Origin of the sequence: Enterocloster clostridioformis (genome assembly GCF_020297485.1) — a bacterium.
GTDB lineage: Bacteria > Bacillota > Clostridia > Lachnospirales > Lachnospiraceae > Enterocloster > Enterocloster clostridioformis.
This window is the reverse complement of the sequence record NZ_JAIWZC010000001.1, coordinates 2,047,167-2,070,580: the sequence shown is the minus strand read 5'-3', so window position 1 is coordinate 2,070,580 and position 23,414 is coordinate 2,047,167. Positions and strand designations below refer to the sequence as shown.

General features: G+C 50.5%; 27 protein-coding genes and 2 pseudogenes. 22 read left to right on the top strand and 7 right to left on the bottom strand.

Annotated features, from left to right (window positions below):
- Positions 1-8 precede the first annotated feature (8 nt).
- Positions 9-428: pseudogene (locus tag LA360_RS10475) on the bottom strand (helix-turn-helix domain-containing protein); the annotation flags it as partial.
- A 145-nt stretch (positions 429-573) separates the two neighbouring features.
- Positions 574-882: pseudogene (locus LA360_RS10470) on the bottom strand (helix-turn-helix domain-containing protein); the annotation flags it as partial.
- Here LA360_RS10470 and LA360_RS29980 point away from each other — a divergent pair.
- Positions 871-1,503, top strand: a complete 633-nt coding sequence (locus LA360_RS29980) for a GyrI-like domain-containing protein (RefSeq protein ID WP_160116365.1) — start codon at positions 871-873, stop codon at positions 1,501-1,503. The pseudogene LA360_RS10470 and the gene LA360_RS29980 sit on opposite strands and share 12 nt — an antisense overlap.
- Positions 1,439-1,723 carry a GyrI-like domain-containing protein gene (locus tag LA360_RS31870; RefSeq protein ID WP_081031239.1) on the top strand — a complete coding sequence of 95 codons (285 nt, stop codon included), beginning with the start codon at positions 1,439-1,441 and terminating at the stop codon, positions 1,721-1,723. The genes LA360_RS29980 and LA360_RS31870 overlap by 65 nt, the downstream gene beginning before the upstream one ends.
- Positions 1,724-1,851: 128 nt before the next feature.
- Here LA360_RS31870 and LA360_RS10460 read toward each other — a convergent pair whose 3' ends face one another.
- Together LA360_RS10460 and LA360_RS10455 are read right to left on the bottom strand one after the other, a co-directional pair.
- Positions 1,852-1,995, bottom strand: coding sequence for a hypothetical protein (locus tag LA360_RS10460; protein ID WP_002585181.1), 144 nt, complete (start codon positions 1,993-1,995; stop codon positions 1,852-1,854).
- Between the two features lie 23 nt (positions 1,996-2,018).
- Entirely contained in the window at positions 2,019-2,168 is a 150-nt protein-coding gene (locus LA360_RS10455) for a hypothetical protein (RefSeq protein ID WP_002569425.1), read from the bottom strand.
- Here LA360_RS10455 and LA360_RS32115 point away from each other — a divergent pair.
- On the top strand, positions 2,157-2,306 hold the full coding sequence (locus LA360_RS32115; RefSeq protein WP_465220487.1) for a DUF4884 domain-containing protein: 150 nt from the start codon (positions 2,157-2,159) through the stop codon (positions 2,304-2,306). The two genes, LA360_RS10455 and LA360_RS32115, sit on opposite strands and share 12 nt — an antisense overlap.
- 19 nt (positions 2,307-2,325) lie before the next feature.
- On the opposite strand, the gene rpsT is transcribed toward LA360_RS32115, so the two are convergent.
- Entirely contained in the window at positions 2,326-2,589 is a 264-nt protein-coding gene (rpsT, locus tag LA360_RS10450; RefSeq protein WP_002569424.1) for a 30S ribosomal protein S20, read from the bottom strand.
- 221 nt (positions 2,590-2,810) lie between these two features.
- Here rpsT and gpr point away from each other — a divergent pair, with 221 nt between their 5' ends.
- The 17 genes from gpr to dhaM all read left to right on the top strand — a co-directional run bounded on the left by gpr (position 2,811) and on the right by dhaM (position 19,843).
- Positions 2,811-3,821: a GPR endopeptidase gene (gpr, locus tag LA360_RS10445; RefSeq protein ID WP_022203088.1), complete on the top strand. Its 1,011-nt coding sequence runs from the start codon at positions 2,811-2,813 to the stop codon at positions 3,819-3,821.
- A gap of 73 nt (positions 3,822-3,894) precedes the next feature.
- Positions 3,895-5,229, top strand: a complete 1,335-nt coding sequence (locus LA360_RS10440) for a stage II sporulation protein P (RefSeq protein ID WP_112482947.1) — start codon at positions 3,895-3,897, stop codon at positions 5,227-5,229.
- A gap of 73 nt (positions 5,230-5,302) precedes the next feature.
- Positions 5,303-7,117 carry a translation elongation factor 4 gene (lepA, locus tag LA360_RS10435; protein WP_022203090.1) on the top strand — a complete coding sequence of 605 codons (1,815 nt, stop codon included), beginning with the start codon at positions 5,303-5,305 and terminating at the stop codon, positions 7,115-7,117.
- Between the two features lie 21 nt (positions 7,118-7,138).
- The gene (locus LA360_RS10430; RefSeq protein WP_112482949.1) at positions 7,139-8,416 is read left to right on the top strand and encodes a coproporphyrinogen-III oxidase family protein; all 1,278 of its coding nucleotides are present in this window, start codon (positions 7,139-7,141) and stop codon (positions 8,414-8,416) included.
- Positions 8,417-8,500: 84 nt separating this feature from the next.
- Positions 8,501-9,238 (top strand): DNA alkylation repair protein, encoded by a 738-nt coding sequence (locus LA360_RS10425; protein WP_022203092.1) that lies wholly within the window; start codon positions 8,501-8,503, stop codon positions 9,236-9,238.
- Positions 9,239-9,408: 170 nt separating this feature from the next.
- The gene (gene ahpC, locus LA360_RS10420) at positions 9,409-9,975 is read left to right on the top strand and encodes an alkyl hydroperoxide reductase subunit C (protein ID WP_002594486.1); all 567 of its coding nucleotides are present in this window, start codon (positions 9,409-9,411) and stop codon (positions 9,973-9,975) included.
- Between the two features lie 4 nt (positions 9,976-9,979).
- Positions 9,980-10,645, top strand: a complete 666-nt coding sequence (locus LA360_RS10415) for a thioredoxin family protein (protein ID WP_022203093.1) — start codon at positions 9,980-9,982, stop codon at positions 10,643-10,645.
- A 255-nt stretch (positions 10,646-10,900) separates the two neighbouring features.
- Entirely contained in the window at positions 10,901-11,470 is a 570-nt protein-coding gene (locus tag LA360_RS10410) for a glycerol-3-phosphate responsive antiterminator (RefSeq protein WP_022203094.1), read from the top strand.
- A 99-nt stretch (positions 11,471-11,569) separates the two neighbouring features.
- Positions 11,570-13,066 carry a glycerol kinase GlpK gene (gene glpK / locus LA360_RS10405; protein WP_002585172.1) on the top strand — a complete coding sequence of 499 codons (1,497 nt, stop codon included), beginning with the start codon at positions 11,570-11,572 and terminating at the stop codon, positions 13,064-13,066.
- 105 nt (positions 13,067-13,171) lie between these two features.
- On the top strand, positions 13,172-13,885 hold the full coding sequence (locus LA360_RS10400; RefSeq protein ID WP_002585171.1) for an MIP/aquaporin family protein: 714 nt from the start codon (positions 13,172-13,174) through the stop codon (positions 13,883-13,885).
- A 241-nt stretch (positions 13,886-14,126) separates the two neighbouring features.
- Entirely contained in the window at positions 14,127-15,566 is a 1,440-nt protein-coding gene (locus LA360_RS10395; RefSeq protein WP_112482951.1) for an NAD(P)/FAD-dependent oxidoreductase, read from the top strand.
- A gap of 17 nt (positions 15,567-15,583) precedes the next feature.
- Entirely contained in the window at positions 15,584-16,849 is a 1,266-nt protein-coding gene (locus tag LA360_RS10390; RefSeq protein ID WP_002585169.1) for an NAD(P)/FAD-dependent oxidoreductase, read from the top strand.
- Between the two features lie 3 nt (positions 16,850-16,852).
- Positions 16,853-17,212 (top strand): DUF1667 domain-containing protein, encoded by a 360-nt coding sequence (locus LA360_RS10385; protein ID WP_022203097.1) that lies wholly within the window; start codon positions 16,853-16,855, stop codon positions 17,210-17,212.
- Between the two features lie 167 nt (positions 17,213-17,379).
- Positions 17,380-17,571 (top strand): hypothetical protein, encoded by a 192-nt coding sequence (locus tag LA360_RS10380; protein ID WP_002569410.1) that lies wholly within the window; start codon positions 17,380-17,382, stop codon positions 17,569-17,571.
- A gap of 163 nt (positions 17,572-17,734) precedes the next feature.
- Entirely contained in the window at positions 17,735-18,721 is a 987-nt protein-coding gene (gene dhaK / locus LA360_RS10375; RefSeq protein WP_022203098.1) for a dihydroxyacetone kinase subunit DhaK, read from the top strand.
- Positions 18,722-18,771: 50 nt separating this feature from the next.
- On the top strand, positions 18,772-19,395 hold the full coding sequence (gene dhaL / locus LA360_RS10370; RefSeq protein ID WP_022203099.1) for a dihydroxyacetone kinase subunit DhaL: 624 nt from the start codon (positions 18,772-18,774) through the stop codon (positions 19,393-19,395).
- Positions 19,396-19,462: 67 nt separating this feature from the next.
- Positions 19,463-19,843, top strand: a complete 381-nt coding sequence (dhaM, locus tag LA360_RS10365; protein ID WP_002594484.1) for a dihydroxyacetone kinase phosphoryl donor subunit DhaM — start codon at positions 19,463-19,465, stop codon at positions 19,841-19,843.
- A 70-nt stretch (positions 19,844-19,913) separates the two neighbouring features.
- Here the strand turns inward: dhaM and LA360_RS10360 are convergent, their stop codons facing one another.
- Both LA360_RS10360 and LA360_RS10355 read right to left on the bottom strand, forming a co-directional pair.
- Positions 19,914-20,264, bottom strand: coding sequence for a NusG domain II-containing protein (locus tag LA360_RS10360; protein WP_112482953.1), 351 nt, complete (start codon positions 20,262-20,264; stop codon positions 19,914-19,916).
- Positions 20,261-20,767 (bottom strand): hypothetical protein, encoded by a 507-nt coding sequence (locus LA360_RS10355; protein ID WP_022203102.1) that lies wholly within the window; start codon positions 20,765-20,767, stop codon positions 20,261-20,263. Before LA360_RS10355 ends, LA360_RS10360 begins: the two co-directional genes overlap by 4 nt.
- A 341-nt stretch (positions 20,768-21,108) precedes the next feature.
- Between LA360_RS10355 and LA360_RS10350 the strand changes: the two genes are divergently transcribed.
- Positions 21,109-21,975 carry a tyrosine-type recombinase/integrase gene (locus LA360_RS10350; protein WP_112481419.1) on the top strand — a complete coding sequence of 289 codons (867 nt, stop codon included), beginning with the start codon at positions 21,109-21,111 and terminating at the stop codon, positions 21,973-21,975.
- Complete coding sequence (locus LA360_RS10345; RefSeq protein ID WP_112481418.1) at positions 21,968-23,125, top strand: IS91 family transposase; 1,158 nt, start codon at positions 21,968-21,970, stop codon at positions 23,123-23,125. Before LA360_RS10350 ends, LA360_RS10345 begins: the two co-directional genes overlap by 8 nt.
- Positions 23,126-23,414: the final 289 nt, after the last annotated feature.

Below are 23,414 nucleotides of genomic sequence, written 5' to 3'. Positions count from 1 at the left end.
CTACTCGATTATTTGCGTTTCTTGCGCTGACTGATTGGCGTTCCCATCTTCTTTGATTTTTGGAGAATCCGAATCAGCTAGCGAAATTCTTCAACTGACAGATTTTTGTAGTTGATACCAAGCTGCTTGCAGTAAAGCATTGCCTGTTTTTCCTGACGGCTGCCCTTGAAATTTTCAACTGCTTCCAAATTTTCTTTCAGCTCATCGGCAACGGTGGTCTGTGGCGCACTTTCACTGTCCTTTTTGTGGGTTTCCCGAATATCTCGGATAATGACGTTTATATCATCTAGCACCATGCGGCTGAAATATTCATCATCATTCACATGGGCGGCTTGCAGGACTTTTATATACGGAATATCTTCGCCGGGGCGATACCGTTCAATGATTTCATGACGGACGGTATCGACGAGGGCATTGAGGTTTTGAATTGCATGGTAGTATAATTCGATTTTAATAAGTTTACATTATTATCCTGAAAACCAAGGGAAACGTGCGCCCAAAGCACGGACACGTAAGCCAAGAAATCAGATTACTACCAATGCTTAAATTGTAAACTTATTTAAATCGAGTTATAGTAGTAATGCCGTCCACATAAATTTCAATGTCAGCCAGAAACTTGATGAAATCTTTGTGTGTGGCAAGCTCACAGAGCAGCCGGTTGTTGATACGGTCACACTTTAGAAGTGCCACTATTTCATCATTCAAATGTAGCTCCATCAAGGGTGTGTTTATCTGCTCTCGGTTTTCTGTCCGGCAGAACAAGTAATCAAGTGACACTTCATAAAAGTCTGCCAGCGTAATAAGGTTGCTATGATTAATTTCTTTATACTCGTTGGACTCGTAATTGGCAAGGGCAGATTTTGAGAAAGAGTGCGCAACTATTCACCACCTGAAGGTAGTGTATTGCGCCCTGCCGGGGGCTTCCTGCGGAAAGCGGATGATTGCCCGAAGCGTTCCGGCTCCTGCCAATCATCACAGGGGAAACTACACTTCCCCTGCGCTGGCTGCCGCCAGCTACCACTTTGTGGACTTGCCGCCCGGAACCCCTTTGCGGCTGCAAACTGTTCACGTCCAGAAGGTTTCCGTTCATCTCCCTCCATAGAGGACGGTCATAGTATAATAGAGTCAGCGACAAATGCCCATTTAAAAAACTTCTTGAAAATCATTTTAATTGGGATTACGATTTGTTTAGATATAGATGACTTTATAAGATTGGAGAAAACAATTTTGAAATTCTATATTAACACTATGCAAGAAAGAATACCGTCCTCTAAGGTTATTTATATGAGAAGAACTGGTGAGTATGACGTTGAAAATTACAAACTGATGGATACTTTTAAGAAATGGATAAAAGAGAACAATTTATATGATGAGGATACCGTTTTTTATGCAATACCTATGGATAATCCTGAAATAGTAAAGCCTTGTCAGTGCTGTTATGATGTTTGCATCAATTACCCCCACCCCGAATCACAACTTTGCACTAAATCAAATCAAGTGTAGAGGATTGGAGAGCGGTAAATATTTAACTTTTCTAATTCCCCACACAACAGATGCAGTCCAAACCGCATGGAAAATGTGTTTTTCTGAATTGGAGAAATTAGGATATTTGTTTGATAAAAGCAGACCTATAATGGAGCGCTATAGAAAAACTTTTGTAGACAGGCATTATTGTGAATTGTGTGTTCCTATTCTACAATTTGGATTTGAACTATTATCTTGAGTATGGCTTTGCAAATCCTAAGTTGTTAGACCATATGTAAAGCCGGTACCCGGAAGAAAACATGAAAAATCCCAGGCAGGAAAAGCAGGCAACCGCTTATCTGTCTGGGATTTTTCCCTCTTAAAGCCTTATTCTCCGCCAGGGCCGTCACGGCGCGGCCTGAACGATTCCGGCAGGGGCTCTGCATAAGCGCCCTTGTCCTTCTTCACATGGTCCGTATCGTTGGAACAGTCCCTGTTTTCTGCTGTATCCTGATTCATGGTACGATTCATGATTCTGCCTCCTTTAGATGCTGTCAGCTTCCCTCTTTCACGATTTCATCCAGAACCTTAATCAGGTCCTGCAATGTTTCCAGGTGCACATTGCGCTCCAGGATGCAGTTTTTCAGGTCAACGGAAAGGGTTTCGAATTTGTCCCGAATTTTCGGGGAAACATAGGATGCCATATCTATCACCTCGATGATAGTATGGGCAGGAATCTTCATTTTATGCACTGCATGAAAAATGGGAGTCAGAGCAATATTGAAAGAAAAAAATCCTCCCGGTGGGTTGGTCCGGAAGGAAGAGTGTCTGAAATTCCTTAACAATGAATATCTCTATAAATTAAGCGATGGAATTAACAGCCTTGGATAAGCGGGATACCTTGCGGGAAGCATTATTCTTGTGATATACTCCCTTGGTAGCAGCCTTGTCAATCTCGGTGGTAGCAGCCAGCAGTGCAGCCTGGGCAGCAGCCTTGTCCCCGGCGGCAACAGCAGCGTCCACCTTCTTGATTGCAGTTTTAACCTTGGATCTGATCGCCTTGTTTCTTGCAGCCTTAGTCTCGTTTACTAAGATTCTCTTCTTTGCAGATTTAATGTTAGCCAATGAAATACACCTCCGTTCTTCATATTATAATCTTTGTGTTTTCCATCAAAGCCTGGACACGGACAGTTCAATGTAAACATACTATTGTATTCTAGCTAATCTGACCCGGAATGTCAAGTCATATTTGGCGAATTTTTGAAGAAATTTGACAATCCAATCATACATATTTCCGGCCATAATCGCAGAAACTGATGGGAGAACGAGATGTGAGGTGGATGAATATGGAGGAAAATGCAGCTGTAAACGCTGTCAATGAGGCCGCGGCCAGTACCTTCCAGGTGAGGACGGACCTGGCGCTGGAACAGCGTGAGAGTTCCATGGGGGAAGGCGGAGACGTATCCGGAGTCCGGCTGAAGGAATGGCATCACCAAAAAAGCGGCCTTAAACTGACAGAGGTAAAGATACTGAATGAACAGGGAGCCAAGTCAATGGGAAAGCCCAGAGGGACCTACCTGACCCTGGAGGCAGACCGGCTGTCCAAGGCGGACGATGATTACCACAGTGAGATATCGGAAGAACTGGCCCGCCAGATACAAAAGCTTATGGCAGAGATGATTGGGTACAGGGAGGAGGATTTGCCCTCGATCCTGGTGGTGGGACTGGGAAATGACTCCGTTACCCCGGATTCCCTGGGCCCCAGGGTGCTGGATAACCTGCAGGTAACAAGACATCTGGACGGACAGTATGGAAACACCTTCCTGAAGGACAGGAAGCTTCCCGCCATCAGCGGCATTGCGCCCGGAGTCATGGCACAGACCGGCATGGAGACGGCAGAAATTTTAAAGGGTATCATACATGAAACCCATCCTGACCTGATTATTGCCATTGACGCCCTGGCGGCCAGGAGCGTGCGGCGTCTGGGGACCACTATCCAGCTTACAGATACGGGAATCCATCCGGGCTCAGGAGTTGGAAATCACCGCCACAGCCTGACAAAGGAAAGTCTGGGAGTGCCGGTGATGGCCATAGGGGTTCCCACCGTAGTGGGGGCGGCAGCCATTGTCCACGATACTGTCTCCGCGCTGGTGAGGGTGCTGGCGGAAAATGAGGGTACCAGGGGAACGGGGAGCTGGATCGAGGAAATGGACCCGGACGGACAGTATCAGCTTATACGGGAGCTGCTGGAGCCGGAATTCGGTCCTCTTTACGTCACTCCTCCGGATATTGACCAGTCTGTAAAGCAGTTAAGCTTTACCATATCCGAGGGCATCCATCAGGCTGTTTTTCCGTAAGGTTACGAAACAAGCAATATCCTCTGCGTTCCTGCATATCATAATAATAGTATGATGACAGGTGAATGAATTGATGAGAATAAGACGTGGAGGCGTGGACCGGCTCGTGCGCCGGTTTCTGGCCGGCACGGTCCTTATACTGCTTATGCTCCTGTGCGGCCGGTATATAAGCCGGGCCGCGGGAAGCATAACAAAGAATGAGTGCAGAAATATGATATGCGCAGGCGGACAATGGCTGGTAGAAGCCATATGGAACCAGGCCCATCCGGCAGAAGATCCCGGTGTGTCAGGCTCTTGGCCGGATGTCCGGGGAGGCAGTGGGGGAGTCAATGACCCGGATCCTGCTTACCGCAAATACAACGCGGTAAAAACATTTTATGAAGAACACCAGTATCTTGCCTGGTACGGCAATGAAGAGTCCGGCCAGCAGACTCCGGAGGAAACAGGAATCGTGGCCTCAGGAGAAGCCGGCGCAGGGGGAACTGCCGATGCGGGCGCTGCCGGAGCAGACAGTACCCGGGGCCAGGACCTGGCAGCCGGCGCGGGAACTATGGGAGCGTCCGGATTCCAGGGAGCCAGCCAGTCCCTGGAGACCATAACGGGGACACTGGAGCGCCCCATTACCGGCAATACATATGTGTTGGAACAGCTGATGGATTACGACTTCCTCATAAAACATTTTTACAGCGTCCACACCTCCACCACGGCGGGCCGTGATCTGATGAATGCCAGGGACCTGCTGAGCCGTGACATGACCATGAAGGGGGACGACTCCAAGCCGCAGATACTTATTTACCACACTCATTCCCAGGAAGCTTATAAGGATTCCGGACCCGGACAGACCGTGGTGGGTATTGGGGACTACCTGACCCGGCTGCTGGAGGCCAAGGGTTACAATGTATACCACGACAAATCGGTGTATGACTTGAAAAACGGCCAGCTGGACCGGAGCAAGGCATATAATTATGCACTGGACGGAATTACCAATATACTGCAGCAGAATCCCTCCATCGAGGTGGTGCTTGATATCCACAGGGACGGGGTAGGGGAAAACCTGCATCTGGTCACCCAGGTGGATGGCAGGGACACGGCGCAGATTATGTTTTTCAACGGACTGAGCCAGACGCCGGAGGGGCCTATCGAGTATCTGCAGAATCCATACCGGGAGGATAACCTGGCATTCAGCCTTCAGATGCAGCTGGGAGCCACTGCCTATTACCCCGGCTTTACCCGCAAGATATACCTTAAGGGCCTTCGGTACAATGAACACCTGCGTCCCAAGTCCAGCCTGATCGAGGTGGGAGCCCAGACAAACACCTATGAGGAGGCTTTAAACGCCATGGAGCCCCTGTCAGAACTTTTGGATATGGTGTTGCAAGGAAATAGAAAAGATAGTATAATTCAGTAAGCGAACGGAAGCGTTTTCCATGTGGATGTACGTAAGTTTCCGGTGAAGAAATACCACAGAAAGAGGATAAAGCATGCCAACAGTTGACCAGAGTAAAATTCGCAATTTTTGCATTATAGCACACATTGACCACGGAAAGTCCACCCTGGCTGACCGTATTATTGAGAAAACAGGACTTCTCACCAGCCGTGAGATGCAGGAGCAGGTACTGGATAATATGGACCTGGAACGTGAGAGGGGAATTACCATCAAGTCCCAGGCAGTCCGTACCGTATATAAGGCCCAGGATGGAAACGAGTATATTTTCAACCTGATAGACACTCCGGGACATGTGGATTTTAACTACGAGGTATCACGAAGCCTGGCTGCCTGCGACGGAGCCATACTGGTGGTGGACGCCTCCCAGGGAATCGAGGCCCAGACCCTGGCCAACGTGTACCTGGCCCTGGACCATGACCTGGATGTGTTTCCGGTTATCAATAAAATCGACCTCCCCAGCGCGGAGCCGGAGCGGGTGGCAGCGGAAATCGAGGATGTCATCGGTCTGGACGCCAGCGACGCCCCCCACATTTCGGCAAAAACAGGTGCTAATATAGAAGAAGTGCTGGAAGCCATAGTCCACAAGATACCTGCTCCCAAGGGAGATCCGGAAGCGCCCTTAAAGGCTCTTATCTTTGACTCCATCTACGATTCTTACAAGGGAGTCATCATATTCTGCCGCATCATGGAGGGAACCGTAAAAAGAGGAACCCCTATCCGTATGATGGCCACCGGATCCGAGGAGGATGTAGTGGAGGTGGGATATTTCGGCGCGGGCCAGTTCATTCCCTGCGACGAGCTGAGGGCAGGCATGGTAGGCTATATCACGGCCAGCATCAAGAATGTGCGGGATACCCGCGTGGGCGATACGGTGACCTCCAGGGACAACCCCTGCGCGTCACCTCTTCCCGGTTACAAAAAGGTTACCCCCATGGTATACTGCGGCCTCTATCCGGCGGATGGAGCCAAGTACAATGACTTAAGAGACGCGCTGGAAAAACTCCAGCTCAACGATGCCTCCCTGTTCTATGAACCGGAGACATCCATTGCCCTGGGCTTCGGATTCCGCTGCGGTTTTCTGGGACTTCTGCACCTGGAAATCATAGAAGAGCGTCTGGAGCGTGAATACAACTTAGACCTGGTGACAACGGCCCCGGGCGTTGTATACAGGGTGCACAAAACCACGGGCGAGATGATGGAGCTGACGAATCCGTCCAACCTTCCTGATCCTACGGAAATCGAGTACATGGAGGAGCCAATCGTCAGTGCGGAAATTATGGTGACCACGGAATTTGTAGGTTCAATTATGACGCTCTGTCAGGAGCGCAGAGGCAATTACCTGGGCATGGAATACATCGAGACCACCCGTGCCCTTCTGAAATACGAGCTGCCCTTAAATGAAATTATCTATGATTTCTTCGATGCCCTTAAGTCCCGTTCCAGGGGATACGCTTCCTTTGACTACGAGCTCAAGGGATACGAGCGTTCCAGCCTGGTGAAGCTGGACATCCTGGTGAACCGTGAGGAGGTGGACGCCCTTTCCTTCATTGTACACGCGGATTCCGCCTATGAACGGGGCAGAAAGATGTGCGAGAAGCTGAAGGATGAGATTCCCAGACATCTGTTTGAGATACCGATCCAGGCAGCCATCGGAGGCAAGATCATTGCCAGGGAAACGGTGAAGGCTGTCCGTAAGGATGTGCTGGCCAAGTGCTACGGCGGCGATATCAGCCGTAAGAGAAAACTTCTTGAGAAGCAGAAGGAGGGCAAGAAACGGATGCGCCAGATTGGAAATGTAGAGATTCCGCAGAAAGCATTCATGAGTGTGCTGAAGCTGGATGACGAATAAATAGGTGGGATAAATCATAAGATGACAAACTTACAGAGGAAGCCCTTGGAGCTGTACCTCCATGTACCCTTTTGCGCCAGGAAATGCCTTTACTGCGATTTCCTGTCCTTCAGGGCGCTGGCGTCTGTCCATGAGGCTTATACCGAACAACTAATCAGGGAAATAGAAGTCCAGGGTGCCTGCTGCCGTGAATACCAGGTCAAGACCGTGTTCATAGGAGGAGGCACTCCTTCTGTTATGGAACCGTGTCTTATCAGGGATATCATGCAGGCTCTGAACAGGAATTTCGACATAGCGGCAGATGCCGAGATTACCATTGAGGTCAATCCCGGCACCCTGCTTCAGAACAAGCTTCATATCTACCGCGCGGCGGGAATCAACCGGCTGAGCATTGGCCTCCAGTCCGCGGACAACCAGGAACTTAAGGACCTGGGGAGAATCCATACCTTTGAGGAATTCCTGAAGAGCTACCAGTGCGCCCGCATGGCCGGGTTCACCAACGTGAATGTGGACCTGATGAGCAGCATTCCGGGGCAGACGCTGGAGAGATGGAAGAATACGCTCAGGAAGGTGACCATGCTGAAACCGGAGCACATATCCGCATACAGCCTTATTGTGGAGGAGGGGACACCCTTCTGGGACCGTTATGGAAAGAGGGAAGAGGAGGAGACCGGCCTTAAAACAGATGACGTCTGCTTTCTGCACCCCCGGGGCGGCCGCCATACGGAGCAGGCTCCCGTTCCCGGAAAAAGAGCGGCCCTTTATCCCGCCCTTCCGGACGAGGAGACAGAGAACCGCATATATCATTTTACCAGGACCTTTCTGGCTGAACAGGGATACGGCCGTTATGAGATATCCAATTACGCCAAGCCTGGCAGGGAGTGTCTGCACAACACAGGCTACTGGAGGGGAGTTCCCTATCTGGGCCTGGGCCTGGGCTCCTCCTCATGCATGAACGGAACACGTTTCTCCAATGAACGTGATTTGGACACCTATCTGCATCTGGATTTTTCCGAAGAAGGCGGATCCTCAGCGCTTGCCCTTCTCAGAGGCCCTGTGGAGGAACTGACCAGGGAAGCCCAAATGGAGGAATTCATGTTCCTGGGACTTCGCATGACAAAAGGCATATCAGAGATAGACTTTGTATCCATGTTCGGGATTAAAATCGAAGGCATATACGGCCCTGTAATAGAGAGGCTCATTGCGGACGGACTCTTGAAGCGCGAGGGTGTCTGGATATCCCTGACCGAATGGGGAATGGATGTAAGCAACTTTGTACTCAGCGAATTTCTAATCTAAAGCGCGCCAGAAAGCTAGTGTTCCATCCAGTCAGAAGCACGCTTTAATTCAGTGGAACATTGTCATTTAAACCAGGAGATTAAAATGACTGAGAAGATAACCATACGTGAAACCGTAAGAATAAAACTGGAAGAATCATCAGACCCGGAGTACCGGGAATTCCACAGCCGGCTTCTGCCGGGAATCACCGGCATCATGGGAGTGCGCACACCCGTGCTCCGGGGCATCGCGAAAGACCTGAAAAAGAGCGGATGGCAGGAATACATAAAAGAGGTATCAGGTGCCTGGAAGGAAAAGGGCCAGGGAACAGACGGCGTTCTCTACGACGAAATGATAATCTGGGGGCTGTGTATCTGCGGAGGCTGCCGTGACTGGGACACGGCCAGGGAATACGTAACCGCTTTTGTCCCGGCCATCAATAACTGGGCAGTGTGCGATATATTCTGCGGCTCCCTTAAGATTACCGGCCGTTACAAAGAGGAGGTCTGGCAGTTCATCCAGCCTTATTTCCAATCCGGCGGGGAATACGGCCTGCGCTTTGGAACCGTCATGCTGTTATCTCATTACACAGACCGGGCCTATCTGGAACATGCCCTAAAACTGCTGGACGGCGTCCATCATACAGGCTACTATGCCAAAATGGCCGTGGCCTGGGCCCTCTCTGTCTATTTCGTCAAATTCCCGGACCAGGTAATGGAATACCTGAAGCAAAGCAGCCTGGACGACTGGACCTACAATAAAGCACTCCAGAAAATCACAGAATCCTTCCGCGTGGACAGAGAAACAAAAAAGCTGGTGCGGCAGATGCGCAGGGGGCGCTGACAGGAGCGGTTTTAGCGGCCGCCGCGGTGCCTCCCCATATCCATCCCATCCTTATCCCCCCTTGTCCTCTACAAAAACTTGTGCTACAATCAAACTGATATCAGAAAAGTCAGTTTATTTGCGGGAAAACAGGAATTGTTGTCTTAACAATTGGAGAAAGGAGCATTTTTATGGGGAATCTGATTAACAGGACCATCGGGGAATTTAAGGTACAGGCGTTTTATCAGGGGAAGTTCATGGATGTGACCAGGGAGGATACACTGGGGCACTGGTCTGTATTTTTTTTCTACCCGGCTGATTTTACCTTTGTGTGCCCTACGGAGTTAGGGGATCTGGCTGATTTTTATGAGGAATTTAAGGAAGCCGGGTGTGAAATTTACTCGGTGTCGGAGGATACCCATTTTGTCCATAAGGCATGGGCGGATGCCTCGGATACCATCAAAAAGATACAGTATCCCATGCTGGGAGACCCGGCCGGGAAGCTGGCCAGAGAGTTCGGCGTGCTGGATGAGGAGGAAGGCCAGGCATTTCGGGGAACCTTTATCCTGAATCCGGAAGGCAGGATTAAGGCATATGAGATTCATGACATGGGAATCGGCCGGAATGCCCAGGAGCTGCTGCGCAAGGTTCAGGCCGCCCGGTTCGTGGAGGAACATGGAGACCAGGTGTGTCCCGCAAAGTGGAAGCCGGGAGAAGAGACGCTGACACCCAGCCTGGATTTGGTGGGAATGCTGTAGGGAGGTGGAGGTTACGATTGATTTAAATACGATTCCGGGAGAAAGCAGTCTGGTGGACCAGGGGCTTAAGGACCAGCTGGCCGGTATTTTCGGCAGGATGGAGAAAAAAGTGACAATCAGGGCTGTGGCGGACCTGTCCGGGGAAAAGGACAGGGAGATGGCCTCCTTTCTGAGGGCAATCGTCTCTGTAAGCCCTAACCTGGAGCTGGAGTTATACGGGCCGGACGAGGCGGACCAGGTGCCGGAACTGAATACGGCGTGGCTGCCTGTAACCGGGCTGTATAAGGACGGGGCCTATGGGCGCGCTGCTTTTCACGGAGTGCCCGGAGGCAGGGAAATTAACTCCTTTGTGCTGGCTGTCTATAACCTGGCAGGGCCGGGACAGGAGGTGCCAAAGGGTACCAGAAAGAAGATAGAACGGCTGGATAAGAAGGCGAATATCAAGATATGCGTGTCCCTTGCGTGCCATCACTGCCCTTTGGTAGTGACAGCCTGCCAGCAGATTGCCATCCTGAATCCGAATATTGAGGCCGAGATGATTGACGCGGCCCTTTACGATGACCTGGTGGCCCAGTATGATATTAAGCGGGTGCCTATGATGATCATAAATGACAGCAGGATTGTGATGGGGAGCAAGACCATGGATGAAATCGTCACTTTGTTAAAATAATAACTAAAAAATAGTAAAACAGTGTTAAAAGCTGTTAAATATCAATAAAAAAAGTGCTAAAATTGATTTAAAATTGTACATTATGCGAGAAAAGAAATTCTTCTATTGAATTTGTATGTGCAATGTGCTATATTGGAAACAGATGAAGACAGACGAATAAAGTTGCTGAGATGATGAGAGCATAGTGAAACGACAGAAATGTTGATTTAGAACTATGCTCTTTTTAGTGGTGAAATTAAGTGAGGGGGGATACCGATGAATCAGAAATTATATGACCTGATTGAAACTAATCCGGTCATAGCGGCGGTAAAGGACATGGAAGGTCTTGACGCCTGCTGCAAAAGGGATGAGATTAAGGTGGTGTTCATCCTCTTTGGGGATATCTGTAATATCAGCGCAATCGTGGGACAGATTAAAGAGTCAGATAAAGTAGCCATGGTGCATATTGATCTGATAACAGGACTCAGCAGCAAAGAGGTTGCGGTGGATTTTATCAGGAATAATACCAGCGCGGACGGAATCATTTCAACAAAGCCGGCCCTGATAAAGCGGGCAAGGGAGCTGTCCCTGTATACCACGCTGAGGGTTTTTGTACTGGATTCCATGGCATTTGAAAACATCGAGAAACAGATGAGCGTGGCCAGGCCCGACATCATAGAGATACTCCCGGGACTCATGCCCAAGGTGATACGCAGGGTGTGCAGGCTGGTGAAGGTGCCTGTTATAGCGGGGGGACTTATATCAGACAAGGAAGATGTGATGGCAGCCCTGTCAGCCGGGGCCATATCCGTATCGACAACGAATCAGAAGGTATGGCTGATGTAAATATCGAAGCTTAAGTCCGCTCTCCTGGGGAAGGAGAATGGGTTTATGTATAAATGATACATATGGTATGTATCAGAACAACAAGAAGGAGGGTTTTTTATGGCAAAGTATGTAATGGCACTGGATTCGGGTACGACAAGCAACAGGTGTATCCTGTTCAATGAAAAGGGGGAAATGTGCAGTGTTGCTCAGAAGGAATTTACACAGTACTTCCCGAAGCCAGGTTGGGTAGAGCACGATGCCAATGAAATCTGGTCCACACAGTTAGGCGTTGCAGTGGAGGCTATGTCCAAAATCGGGGCTACCGCAGAGGATCTCGCGGCCATCGGCATCACTAACCAGCGTGAGACCACCATTGTTTGGGATAAGGAGACTGGGGAGCCCGTATACCATGCAATCGTGTGGCAGTGCCGCAGGACCTCCGAGTACTGCGATACACTGAAGGAGAAAGGATTGGTCGATACCTTCCGTGCCAAGACAGGACTTGTGATTGACGCTTATTTCTCAGGAACAAAGCTGAGATGGATACTTGAAAATGTGGAGGGAGTCAGGGAACGCGCAGAAAAAGGGGAGCTGCTGTTCGGAACCGTGGAGACATGGCTGATCTGGAAGCTGACCAAGGGCAGAGTACATGTAACCGATTATTCCAACGCATCACGCACCATGCTGTTCAACATTAACACACTGCAGTGGGATGATGAGATTCTGGCCGAGTTAAACATTCCGAAGTGCATGCTTCCGGAAGCAAAACCATCCAGTTTCGTATACGGTGAATCCGACCCGCAGTTCTTTGGCGGCCCAATCCCCATCGGAGGGGCGGCAGGCGACCAGCAGGCAGCTCTTTTCGGCCAGACCTGTTTCAATGCGGGCGAGGCAAAGAATACATACGGAACCGGCTGCTTCATGCTGATGAACACAGGCGAGAAGCCGGTGTTCTCCAAGAACGGCCTGGTTACCACTATTGCCTGGGGCCTGGACGGCAAAGTGAATTACGCTCTGGAAGGTTCTATCTTCGTTGCCGGCGCCGCCATCCAGTGGCTGAGGGACGAGATGAGGATGATAGATTCCTCGCCGGATTCCGAGTACATGGCTAAGAAGGTAAAGGACACCAACGGCTGTTATGTGGTTCCCGCGTTTACCGGACTGGGAGCGCCGCACTGGGATCAGTACGCCAGAGGCACTATCGTGGGCATTACCCGCGGTGTCAACAAATACCACATTATCCGTGCCACACTGGATTCCCTGTGCTATCAGACCAATGATGTGCTCCAGGCCATGAAGGCGGATTCCGGCATAGAGCTGGCAGCCCTTAAGGTGGACGGCGGAGCAAGCGCAAACAACTATCTGATGCAGACCCAGGCAGATATTATCAATGCTCCGGTGAACCGTCCCCAGTGCGTGGAGACCACAGCCATGGGCGCTGCCTATCTGGCAGGTCTGGCGGTTGGATACTGGGCTGACAAGGAAGAAGTTATCAAGAACTGGGCCATCGACCGCACCTTTACTCCGGAGATTTCAGAGGAGAAGAGGACTGAGATGGTGACCGGCTGGAACAAGGCCGTGAAATGCTCTTATGGATGGGCAAAAGAAGATTAATCAGATATGGGTATGAAACAATGTGATTCAGCATGGCTGCCCGGCATCCGGCGCCCCTTTGGCACAGGGGCCGGGGCCATGCCATACAGATAAGGGGGTTATTATATGTTGCCATATATTGCAGAGTTTTTGGGGACCATGATACTGATCATCTTAGGTGACGGCGTTGTAGCAAACGTGACGCTCAATAAGTCAGGCATGAAGGGGGCTGGCTCCATCCAGATTACCTTTGCATGGGGCCTTGCGGTTATGCTGCCCGCGTTCATCTTCGGCGCAGCATCCGGCGCGCATTTCAATCCGGCACTGACCATTGCCCTGGCAGTGGATGGAAGCATGGCATGGGGACTTGTTCCCGGATACATTGTTGCACAGTTCGCAGGTGCTTTTGTGGGCGCTGTCATTGTGTACCTTCTGTTCAAAGACCAGTATGACGCAACCGAGTCAGCGGCAACCAAGCTGGGAACCTTCTGTACAGGACCATCCGTTCCTAACATGGGACGCAACATTTTAAGCGAGGCAGTGGGTACATTTGTACTTGTATTTGCAATCAAAGGCATTGGCCAGGTAACCGGCATTGCTCCTGGCGTAGATAAACTGCTTGTATTCGGAATCATCGTATCAATCGGTATGTCTCTGGGCGGTCTGACCGGTTATGCCATCAATCCGGCACGTGACCTGGGACCACGTCTTGCACATGCTGTTCTGCCGATTAAGGGCAAAGGTGATTCCAACTGGGGCTATGCGCCGGTTGTCATCATCGGACCGGTTGTGGGCGCGGTAGCGGCGGTGTTACTGTATCAGGCGATTCCGTGGATGTAACATATAGTATGAACTGAATATTGATTGCGTGAGAACAGAGCGGAGCAAATGGGTGTGGAAACACGCCTTGTTTGCTCCGCTTTTTAAACCCTTCGGGGCTGAATGTTGGCCGCCCGGGCTGGCTGCTTTAAGACCAGGCCGGCGGATTTAAAATAAAAGGCCGGCCCGGTGAGGGCGGCGGCAGGAAGATGCCGGGAGGATTCGGCATTTTCACAAAAAAAGAAGGAAGGGAACAAAACATATGTATGACGTAATAATAATCGGGGCCGGCGTGTCCGGCGCTGCATCTGCCAGGGAGCTGTCACGGTATAAGGTGAATGCCTGTGTCCTGGAGCGGGAGGAGGATGTGTGCTGCGGCACTTCCAAGGCCAACAGTGCCATTGTCCATGCCGGATACGACGCGGCGGAAGGCTCGCTTATGGCCAGGCTGAATGTGGAAGGAAACCAGATTATGCCTGAACTGGCAAGGGAGCTGGATTTTCCCTTTAATCCCTGCGGATCCTTTGTGGTATGTCTGGATGAGGAGTCTCTGCCGGACCTGAGAACTCTGTATGAGCGGGGGGTTAAGAACGGTGTAAAGGATTTGGAAATCATCACGGATAAGGCGAGAATAAAGGAAATGGAGCCCAATCTGGCAGATGAGGTGGCGGGCGTTCTCTATGCACCTACGGCAGGCATCGTATGTCCCTTTAATCTGAACATTGCGCTGGCGGAAAATGCCTATACCAACGGCGTGGACTTTAAATTTAACACTGAGGTGACGGATATCCGCAGGATAGAGGGCGGATGGGCTCTGGAAACAAATCAGGGCGTGTATGAGACCCGCTATGTGGTCAACGCGGCAGGAGTCCATGCCGATAAGTTCCACAACATGGTCAGCGGGACAAAGATACACATAACCCCCAGAAGGGGAGATTACTGCCTGTTGGATAAGAGCGCCGGAAATCATGTGAGCCGCACCATATTTGCTCTTCCGGGTAAGTATGGAAAAGGTGTTCTGGTATCCCCTACGGTCCATGGCAACCTGATTGTGGGGCCAACTGCCATTGATATTGAGGATAAGGAGGCCACGGCCACCACCAGGGAGGGACTGGACGAATTGATTGCAAAAGCAGGGATGAACGTAAAGGACCTGCCCATGCGCCAGGTCATCACATCCTTTGCGGGACTCAGGGCCCATGAGGATCACCATGAGTTTATCATAAAGGAGCTGGAGGACGCGCCCGGATTCGTAGACTGTGCGGGAATCGAGTCGCCTGGCCTTACCAGCTGTCCTGCCATTGGAAGGATGGTGGCCGGAATCCTTAAGGAAAAGCTGGGGCTGGAGCCAAATCCGCAGTTTAACGGCAGCCGGAAGGGGATTCTGGACCCGGATACACTTACAAAAGAGGAGCAGGCAGAGCTGATTAAGCAGAATCCTGCTTACGGAAATATCATCTGCCGCTGCGAGATGGTCACGGAGGGAGAAATCCTGGACGCCATCCACAGGCCCCTGGGAGCGCGTTCCCTGGACGGCATCAAGCGCAGGACCAGGGCGGGAATGGGCCGCTGCCAGGCGGGGTTCTGCACCCCCAGATCCATGGAACTGCTTCACCGTGAGCTGGGACTTCCCATGACGGAGATTACAAAGGCCGGCGGGGATTCGAAGCTTGTAGCGGGAACCAATAAGGACAGAATATAGAAAGGGGCGCGCGCAAGATGAGGGAATATGATATTGTCATAATCGGCGGCGGTCCTGCGGGTCTTGCTGCAGCTGTAGCGGCCAGGGATAACGGGATAGAGAGCATCCTGATCCTGGAACGCGATAAGGAACTTGGAGGCATATTAAACCAGTGCATCCACAATGGATTCGGCCTCCATACATTCAAGGAGGAGCTGACAGGCCCGGAGTACGCTGCCAGGTTTGAGGAACAGGTGTATGAGAGGAATATTGAATATAAGTTAAACACCATGGTCATGGATATCAGCCATGACAAGGTGGTCACGGCCATGAACAGGGAAGAGGGACTGTTTGAGATACAGGCCAGGGCTGTCATACTGGCCATGGGATGCAGGGAGCGTTCCAGAGGGGCGCTTAACATACCTGGCTACCGGCCGGCGGGCATCTACTGCGCGGGTACGGCCCAGCGTCTGGTGAACATGGAGGGCTTCATGCCCGGACGGGAAGTGGTTATCCTGGGCTCCGGAGACATCGGCCTTATCATGGCCAGGCGTATGACATTAGAGGGAGCCAGGGTGAAGGTGGTGGCGGAGCTGATGCCTTATTCCGGAGGACTGAAACGTAATATCGTTCAGTGTCTGGATGATTACGGCATACCGCTGAAGCTGAGCCATACCGTGGTTGATATACGGGGAAAGGAGCGGCTGGAGGGAATCACCCTGGCTGCTGTGGATGGCAAGGGTAAGCCTATACCGGGAACAGAGGAGGATTATACCTGTGACACCCTGCTTCTCTCAGTGGGACTGATTCCTGAAAATGAGCTGTCTAACGGGATGGGCGTGGAAATGAACCGCGTCACATCAGGGCCTGTGGTGAACGAAAGCCTGGAAACCAATATCGAAGGCGTATTTGCCTGCGGCAACGTGCTCCACGTTCATGATTTAGTGGATTTCGTATCAGAGGAGGCAGCGGCGGCAGGTAAGAACGCAGCCAGATATGTGAAGGACGGCAGGCGCTCCGGGACAGGACAGGAGATTGAGTTAAGCGCCGTGGACGGGGTACGCTATACGGTGCCCTGCACCATCCATCCGGACCGCATGGAGGATACCCAAATCGTACGTTTCCGTGTTGGAAATGTTTATAAAAACTGCTATATCGGCGTATACTTTGATGGTGAGCAGGTAATGCACAGGAAACGTCCTGTTATGGCGCCGGGAGAGATGGAGGAGATAAAGCTCCAGAAGGAAAAATTGATGTTGCATCCCGGTCTTAAGAAGATTACAATAAAGGTAGAGGAGGCATAGACCATGGAAAAGAGAGAACTTATCTGTATCGGTTGTCCTATGGGGTGTCCTCTGACCGTTGAACTGGAAAACGGGGAAATCAAGGCCATCACAGGATACACATGCAAAAAGGGCGAGACATATGCGCGCAAGGAAGTGACCAACCCGACCCGAATCGTCACCTCCACTGTGAGGGTGGCAGGCGGACGGGCTGATATGGTATCTGTCAAGACCAGGGAAGATATACCCAAGGATAAGATATTCCAGTGTGTAAAGGCCTTAAAGGGCGTAACCGTCAAGGCTCCCATCCACATTGGAGATGTGATCGTGGCAGACGTGGCCGGCACGGGAGTTGATATAGTGGCCACCAAGGAAGTACTATAGTCGTGCGTTCCTGCTGGAGATGGGACAGAAATATGGTTTCCTTCCGAACCAGCAGGGGTGCGCCGGTCAGTCGGCAGCTGCCATAAGGCGGCCGCCGGCTTACTGTAGTTTGATGGATGGCGGACCGGCAGAATGGGGCGTTGTCCGAAGAAGAAGGAGGGCTCTAAATGGAGAAGAAACTGGACATCAATAACATGAACGGAATTACAGAGGAAGAGGATAAGACCTGCGGACTCAATGACATGAACTGCCTGGAAGGGGAAGAGGATAAGACCTGCGGACTTAACGACATGAACTGTGTTGAGGAGGAAGAGGACAAAACCTGCGGACTTAACGACATGAACTGTCTGGGCGAGTAACGGGAAGAACGGAGAGCAGAGGCTTACAGGAGGGGATGCGGACGGGTATGAATCCGTCCGCATCCCCAAAGGGCGGCCCCTGCTTTACGTGGTTTATGAACCAAAGGGGAAACCGCTGCCCGTATTTGGTGCAGCCTATTAAATAGAAGGGGGTTTACGCAATATGAAGAAATTTATCAACGATGTGGCGCTGGTAGAGGAGCAGATGATACAGGGTATGGTTAAGGCGTATCCGGGTTATCTGAGAAAGCTGGACTGCGGCAATGTGGTGGTCAGAGCCAATAAGAAGGAAGGTAAGGTGGCCCTGATCAGCGGAGGAGGAAGCGGGCATGAACCGGCTCACGGCGGATATGTGGGATGCGGTATGCTGGACGCGGCTGTGGCCGGCGCAGTGTTCACATCGCCTACCCCGGACCAGATTTATGAGGGAATCAAGGCCATTGCCACGGATGCAGGCGTGCTCATGGTAGTCAAGAACTATACCGGCGATGTGATGAATTTTGAGATGGCCGCTGAGATGGCCGGGATGGAAGGCATCACCGTGAAGTATGTGGTGACCAATGACGACGTGGCGGTGAAGGATAGTCTGTACACCGTGGGACGCAGAGGTGTGGCCGGAACCGTGTTTGTACATAAGATCGCAGGCGCCATGGCAGAGACAGGCGCTTCCCTGGACGAGGTCCATGCGGTTGCGCAAAAGGTAATCGACAACGTGCGGACCATGGGTGCGGCCATTGCGCCATGTACGGTTCCCGCAGCAGGCAAGCCGGGATTTGAGCTGTCAGATGATGAGATGGAAGTGGGAATCGGAATCCATGGAGAGCCGGGAACCCACAGGGAGTCCATGAAGACTGCGGATCAGGTGGCGGATATGCTTCTGGCGCAGATTTTGGGAGACATTGACTATGAGGGCAGCGAGGTGGCCGTGATGATCAACGGAGCAGGCGCAACGCCTCTCATGGAGCTCTTTATCATCAATAACAGGGTTTCAGATGTTCTGGCTGAAAAGGGAATCAGGGTTTATAAGACCTTTGTGGGAGAGTACATGACTTCCATTGAGATGCAGGGATTCTCCATCTCGCTTCTGAGGCTGGATGACCAGCTGAGGGAGCTTTTGGATGCTCCGGCGGATACGCCGGCCTGGAAGTAACAGGCATTTCTGAGGTCATAAAAATAAATTGAAATGAAAGGTGGGTCATCATGGCAGACAGTAAAAAGGTATTGGAAATCATCAAGGCAATCGGTCTGAAAATGGAGGCCGAGAAGGAGTATCTCACAGAGCTGGACCAGCCGATTGGAGACAGTGACCATGGCATAAATATGGCGCGGGGATTTGCAGCGGTGGAGGGAAAGCTTCCTGACCTGGAGGGAAAGGATATAGGGACCATTCTGAAAACAGTGGGCATGACATTGGTATCCACTGTGGGAGGCGCTTCCGGCCCCCTGTACGGTTCAGCCTATATGAAGGCGGGCATGGCCCTGGCAGGAAAGGAAGAGATGGATATGGATGATTTCCTGTCCATGATGGATACGGTTGTACAGGCAGTGGAGCAGAGAGGTAAGGCCACTGTGGAGGAAGCCACCATGCTGGATGCCATGGTACCTTCCCTGAAGGCCATGAAGGATGCGGCGGCAGAGGGAAAGAGCGCCGGGGAGGTGCTGGAGGCAGGAGTCAGGGCAGCCTGGGCCGGCGCAGAGCACACCAAGGATCTGGTAGCGACCAAGGGCCGGGCCAGCTATGTGGGAGAAAGAGGACTGGGACATCAGGATCCGGGAGCCACCTCTTATTCCTATATGCTGGAAGTCATTGCGGGGTTGGTATAGAGACAGAAACCGGATACAAATATGGGCATAGAGATACCGTGTCCGGCTGAAAGGAGCAGTAGTACATATGGTAGGATTTGTGATTGTGTCCCACAGTGAAAATCTGGCAAAAAGTGTGGTGGAGCTGACCTCCATCATGGCGCCAAGCGCAAGAATAGCGCCGGCCGGAGGCATGGACGACGGAGGCTTTGGAACCAGCTTTGAGAAGATACAGGCGGCCATTGAGTCCGTATATTCCGATGACGGGGTTCTTGTCCTGGTGGATTTGGGAAGCGCTGTCATGACCACGGAGATGGTCATTGAGATGTTCGGGGAAAAGAAGGTTGAGATGGTGGATTGTCCTCTGGTGGAGGGCGCCGTGGTTGCCACCATTGATGCCGTGGGCGGAATGAGCTTTGAGGATATCAAGACAGCTCTGGCCGGAGTGGGCAAGGCTAAGAAGTTTTAGCGCGTGTCAGAAAGCAATGTTCAAACACGCTCCGGGGCATAACAATGAATAAATACAATAGGCGGGGAAATCATTCCCCGCCTGTTATGGTTACAATCATCTGATTGGGAAGGCACACAATGGTGTCGCTGTTTAAATGCTTTTTCCCCTGGTGGACACAGACCTTATCAGGGCAGCTGGCCTCACTGCACCAAATTTCACCGTCCTTTACAATCAGGTGGTTGGTGCCGCCGTTAGGGGAGGTAATCGTTATCTCCGTATCTTTGCTGAGATCCAGTGTTTCCACTACGGTTCCGTCCACAGACACCTGGGCAATGGCTGCCGGTGCGCGGCGGATATAGTGGCTGATGCCAAAGGCAGCAGCCGCCATCAACAGTATTGCCGCAGCCAGAATCATGTCTCGCTTCTGTAACATGTTCATTTGATTTCCGCCTGACGCAGGCATTCCTCCACTCCGTTTATAAATGGATATACGTTGATGCTGACTGAGGCCACGGCGTCAGTGGTGTAACCGTCGTCACCGGCCAGCCCGGCCAGACGCTGGTGCTCTATCAGGTAACGGCAGACGCTGTCTGATTGGGCTTTCCATACAGGCCCGTCCGGCGTCATGATATACTGGCCTTCCATGGAAAGCTTCTGTTTGCTTTCCCCGTCACTGTTAAAGGAATCCCAGATACAGGATACGATGATACCATCGGATACTGTCAGGGTGGTTCTGTCCCGAAAACCGTTTGAGTCTGGTTCCGGAGCTTCATAGGTATAGATTCCGTCGGCCAGAGGCGCTTCGGGGCTGGCCGTGGTAACAGGTCCCCGTAAGGCCTTATACAAAGGGTCTGATACAGCAATTACCGCTAAGGACAACACGGCCATGACTGCAATGCCAATTAAACTTCTGGCATTAGAACTGATGGTATTTTTATTCATGGAAAACACTCCTTTTGAAAATATAGTAGTATGCGCTGCGGCAAAATAAACGCGGACGGCGCTGGGTTGGGATATATTATTTATTGTACCAAGTCGCTAGTGCGACGGCTAGCCCAAGGTACATAAAACCACCACTTTTTTTATAAAAAATAGCAGTTTTTAAATTTATGATGTATTGTTAAGTTACCACACCAAACAACTTCATAACTTTAAGAACTGCTATGCTTATGTTATCATGGATTTCTAAACTCAACAACTATATATCTTATTTTTTTACTCGTCCACCACCTCTTTTTGAAATGTAACTACTGTTTTTATTGCATTTCAAAGGAGATTTTACTATGGACAAATATTTAAATTCTTTCAGGGAAATGATTTCCCTTCGCGGTCTTACCGACCATACCCTTAAAAATTACTGTACTTACATCCGGGCGTATCTGGATTACCTCGCAAATGTTCTTCACAAATCGCCAGAAGATGTTTCCTGGGATGAACTTCGTGACTACATCAAATGGCTACAGAAATCCAGAGACCTTTCTGACCGCACCATCAACTGTGCCATTTCACAACTGCGCTTTTTCACCATGTATGTTCTTCACAAAACATGGGATGACACACAGCTTCCCATGCGTAAGTTTGACGAGTACCTTCCCTATGTTCCCTCGAAACAGGAAACATGGCAGTTTATTTCTTCCATACCTGATTTAAAGCAGAAGACTATGGTTACACTCATGTATTCCTCAGGGCTTCGTATCGGTGAAGTATGCCGTCTGCGTTACGAGGATGTTGACCGCAAAAACATGCGGCTTCACATCACACACTCCAAAAACAGGAATGACCGCTATGCCATTCTTTCTAAAGCGGCACTTGACCTGCTGACACGCTACTGGTTTGAATACGGCAGACCAAAAGGCTTTCTTTTTCCAAAGCAAAGTGGCGAGGACAGACCCATCGACACATTCTTCCTTTCAAGACACATCCATGCCCATGAGGACAGGCTCGGATGGGAACGCAGGCTTACCTGTCATTCCTTTCGTCATGCTTTTGGTACCCATCTGTATGAAAACGGAACCGACCTGCTTACCATAAAAGCGCTTATGGGACATAAATCTTTGTCTTCCACCACTATTTATGTCCATCTTTCCGGTAATGCCATCCGCAATGCCGTCAGCCCTTTTGACCGATTGGCAGGTGAATACCATGAGTGATTACAAAATCAGGCAGATATTTGAGCAGTCCTATGAAGCTTTCTCAGCACCGGGGCACTATCAGTCGGATGTCCAACGCAAAGCCGCCCGAGCCATCTTAAACTGCAAATCCGGAAGGCTTGGTGTCAACTTAAGTCAGTGTACCGACTGTGGGCATGTGGAAGTCCACAATAATTCCTGCCGCAACCGCAACTGCCCCAACTGTCAGGCTGTGAAGAAAGAAATCTGGGTAGATAAACGCAGTGCTGAGGTCATTGATTCACCCTATTTTCATGTAGTGTTTACACTTCCACATGAATTAAATCCCCTCATTTACTGCAACCAGAAGCTTCTGTATGGACTTCTTCACAGATGCTGCGCCGAAACACTTCTGGAATTATCTGCTGATAAGAAGTGGCTCGGGGCAACACCCGGGATTATCCAAGTACTTCATACTTGGAATCAGGAGCTGGATTACCATGTACATATGCACTGCATTGTTTCCGGCGGCGGGCTTACCGGAGATGGAAAAATCCGTAAATCCTCATCTAAGTTTTTTATCCGTACGGAGGTCCTGCGGGATAAGTTTAAGGGGAAATATATGGCACACCTTGTCTCCCTTTATGAAAGCGGCTCCCTTAACTTTTCATCCTCCTGTGAAAACCTGCGTAATTCTTACCACTGGAAGGAATTTAAAAATAAGCTTTATGAAATGGACTGGTGCCCCTACATCAAGAAAACCTTCAACGGCTTCGGCAATGTCATTGAATACCTTGGACGCTACATCCACAAAATCGCCATCTCTAACAGCAGGATCCTTTCTGTTACGGAAGATACGGTAACATTCTCTGCCCGTGGAAAAAAGCCGGGTGAACCAAAACGTCAGATTACTCTTGGCAACACGGAGTTTATACGCCGTTACCTGATGCATGTGCTGCCTTCCGGCTTTCAGAAAATACGCTATTATGGTTTTCTGAACAATCGGATGAAATATAAGAATCTGAAGGTTATCTTTAAGCTTCAGAATGGACAGCGTTTCAAGCAGCGTTACGCCGGAATGTCCCTGGCAGAGCTTTTAAAAGCAGTCTGGAATTTCGATATCTGTGTGTGTCCTGAATGTGGTCATACAGCCATGAAACAGCTGGGAAGGTGTCATGTTCCTTCTTCCTGACAGGCTGCTTTCCTATATATTTTTTAAGACCTGCCATCGGGAGGTCTGCGAAGCATACCCAAAAATATGGGATACAGCTAAAATCGTCCTGCTTCTGCATTGCAGACCACCATAATCCACTATTTTAAGCTTCCCTGGGGAAATACTATCCCCATACAGCCTATGGCTAAAGTTCCGCGACTTGGTACAATTGGAAAGAATCACATTCAGAGCAGTTTATCTTTTGCATAAGCTGTTCATTTTTTTGTCGCTCTGAATCTGATACTTTCCTTAAGAATTTTATCACAAT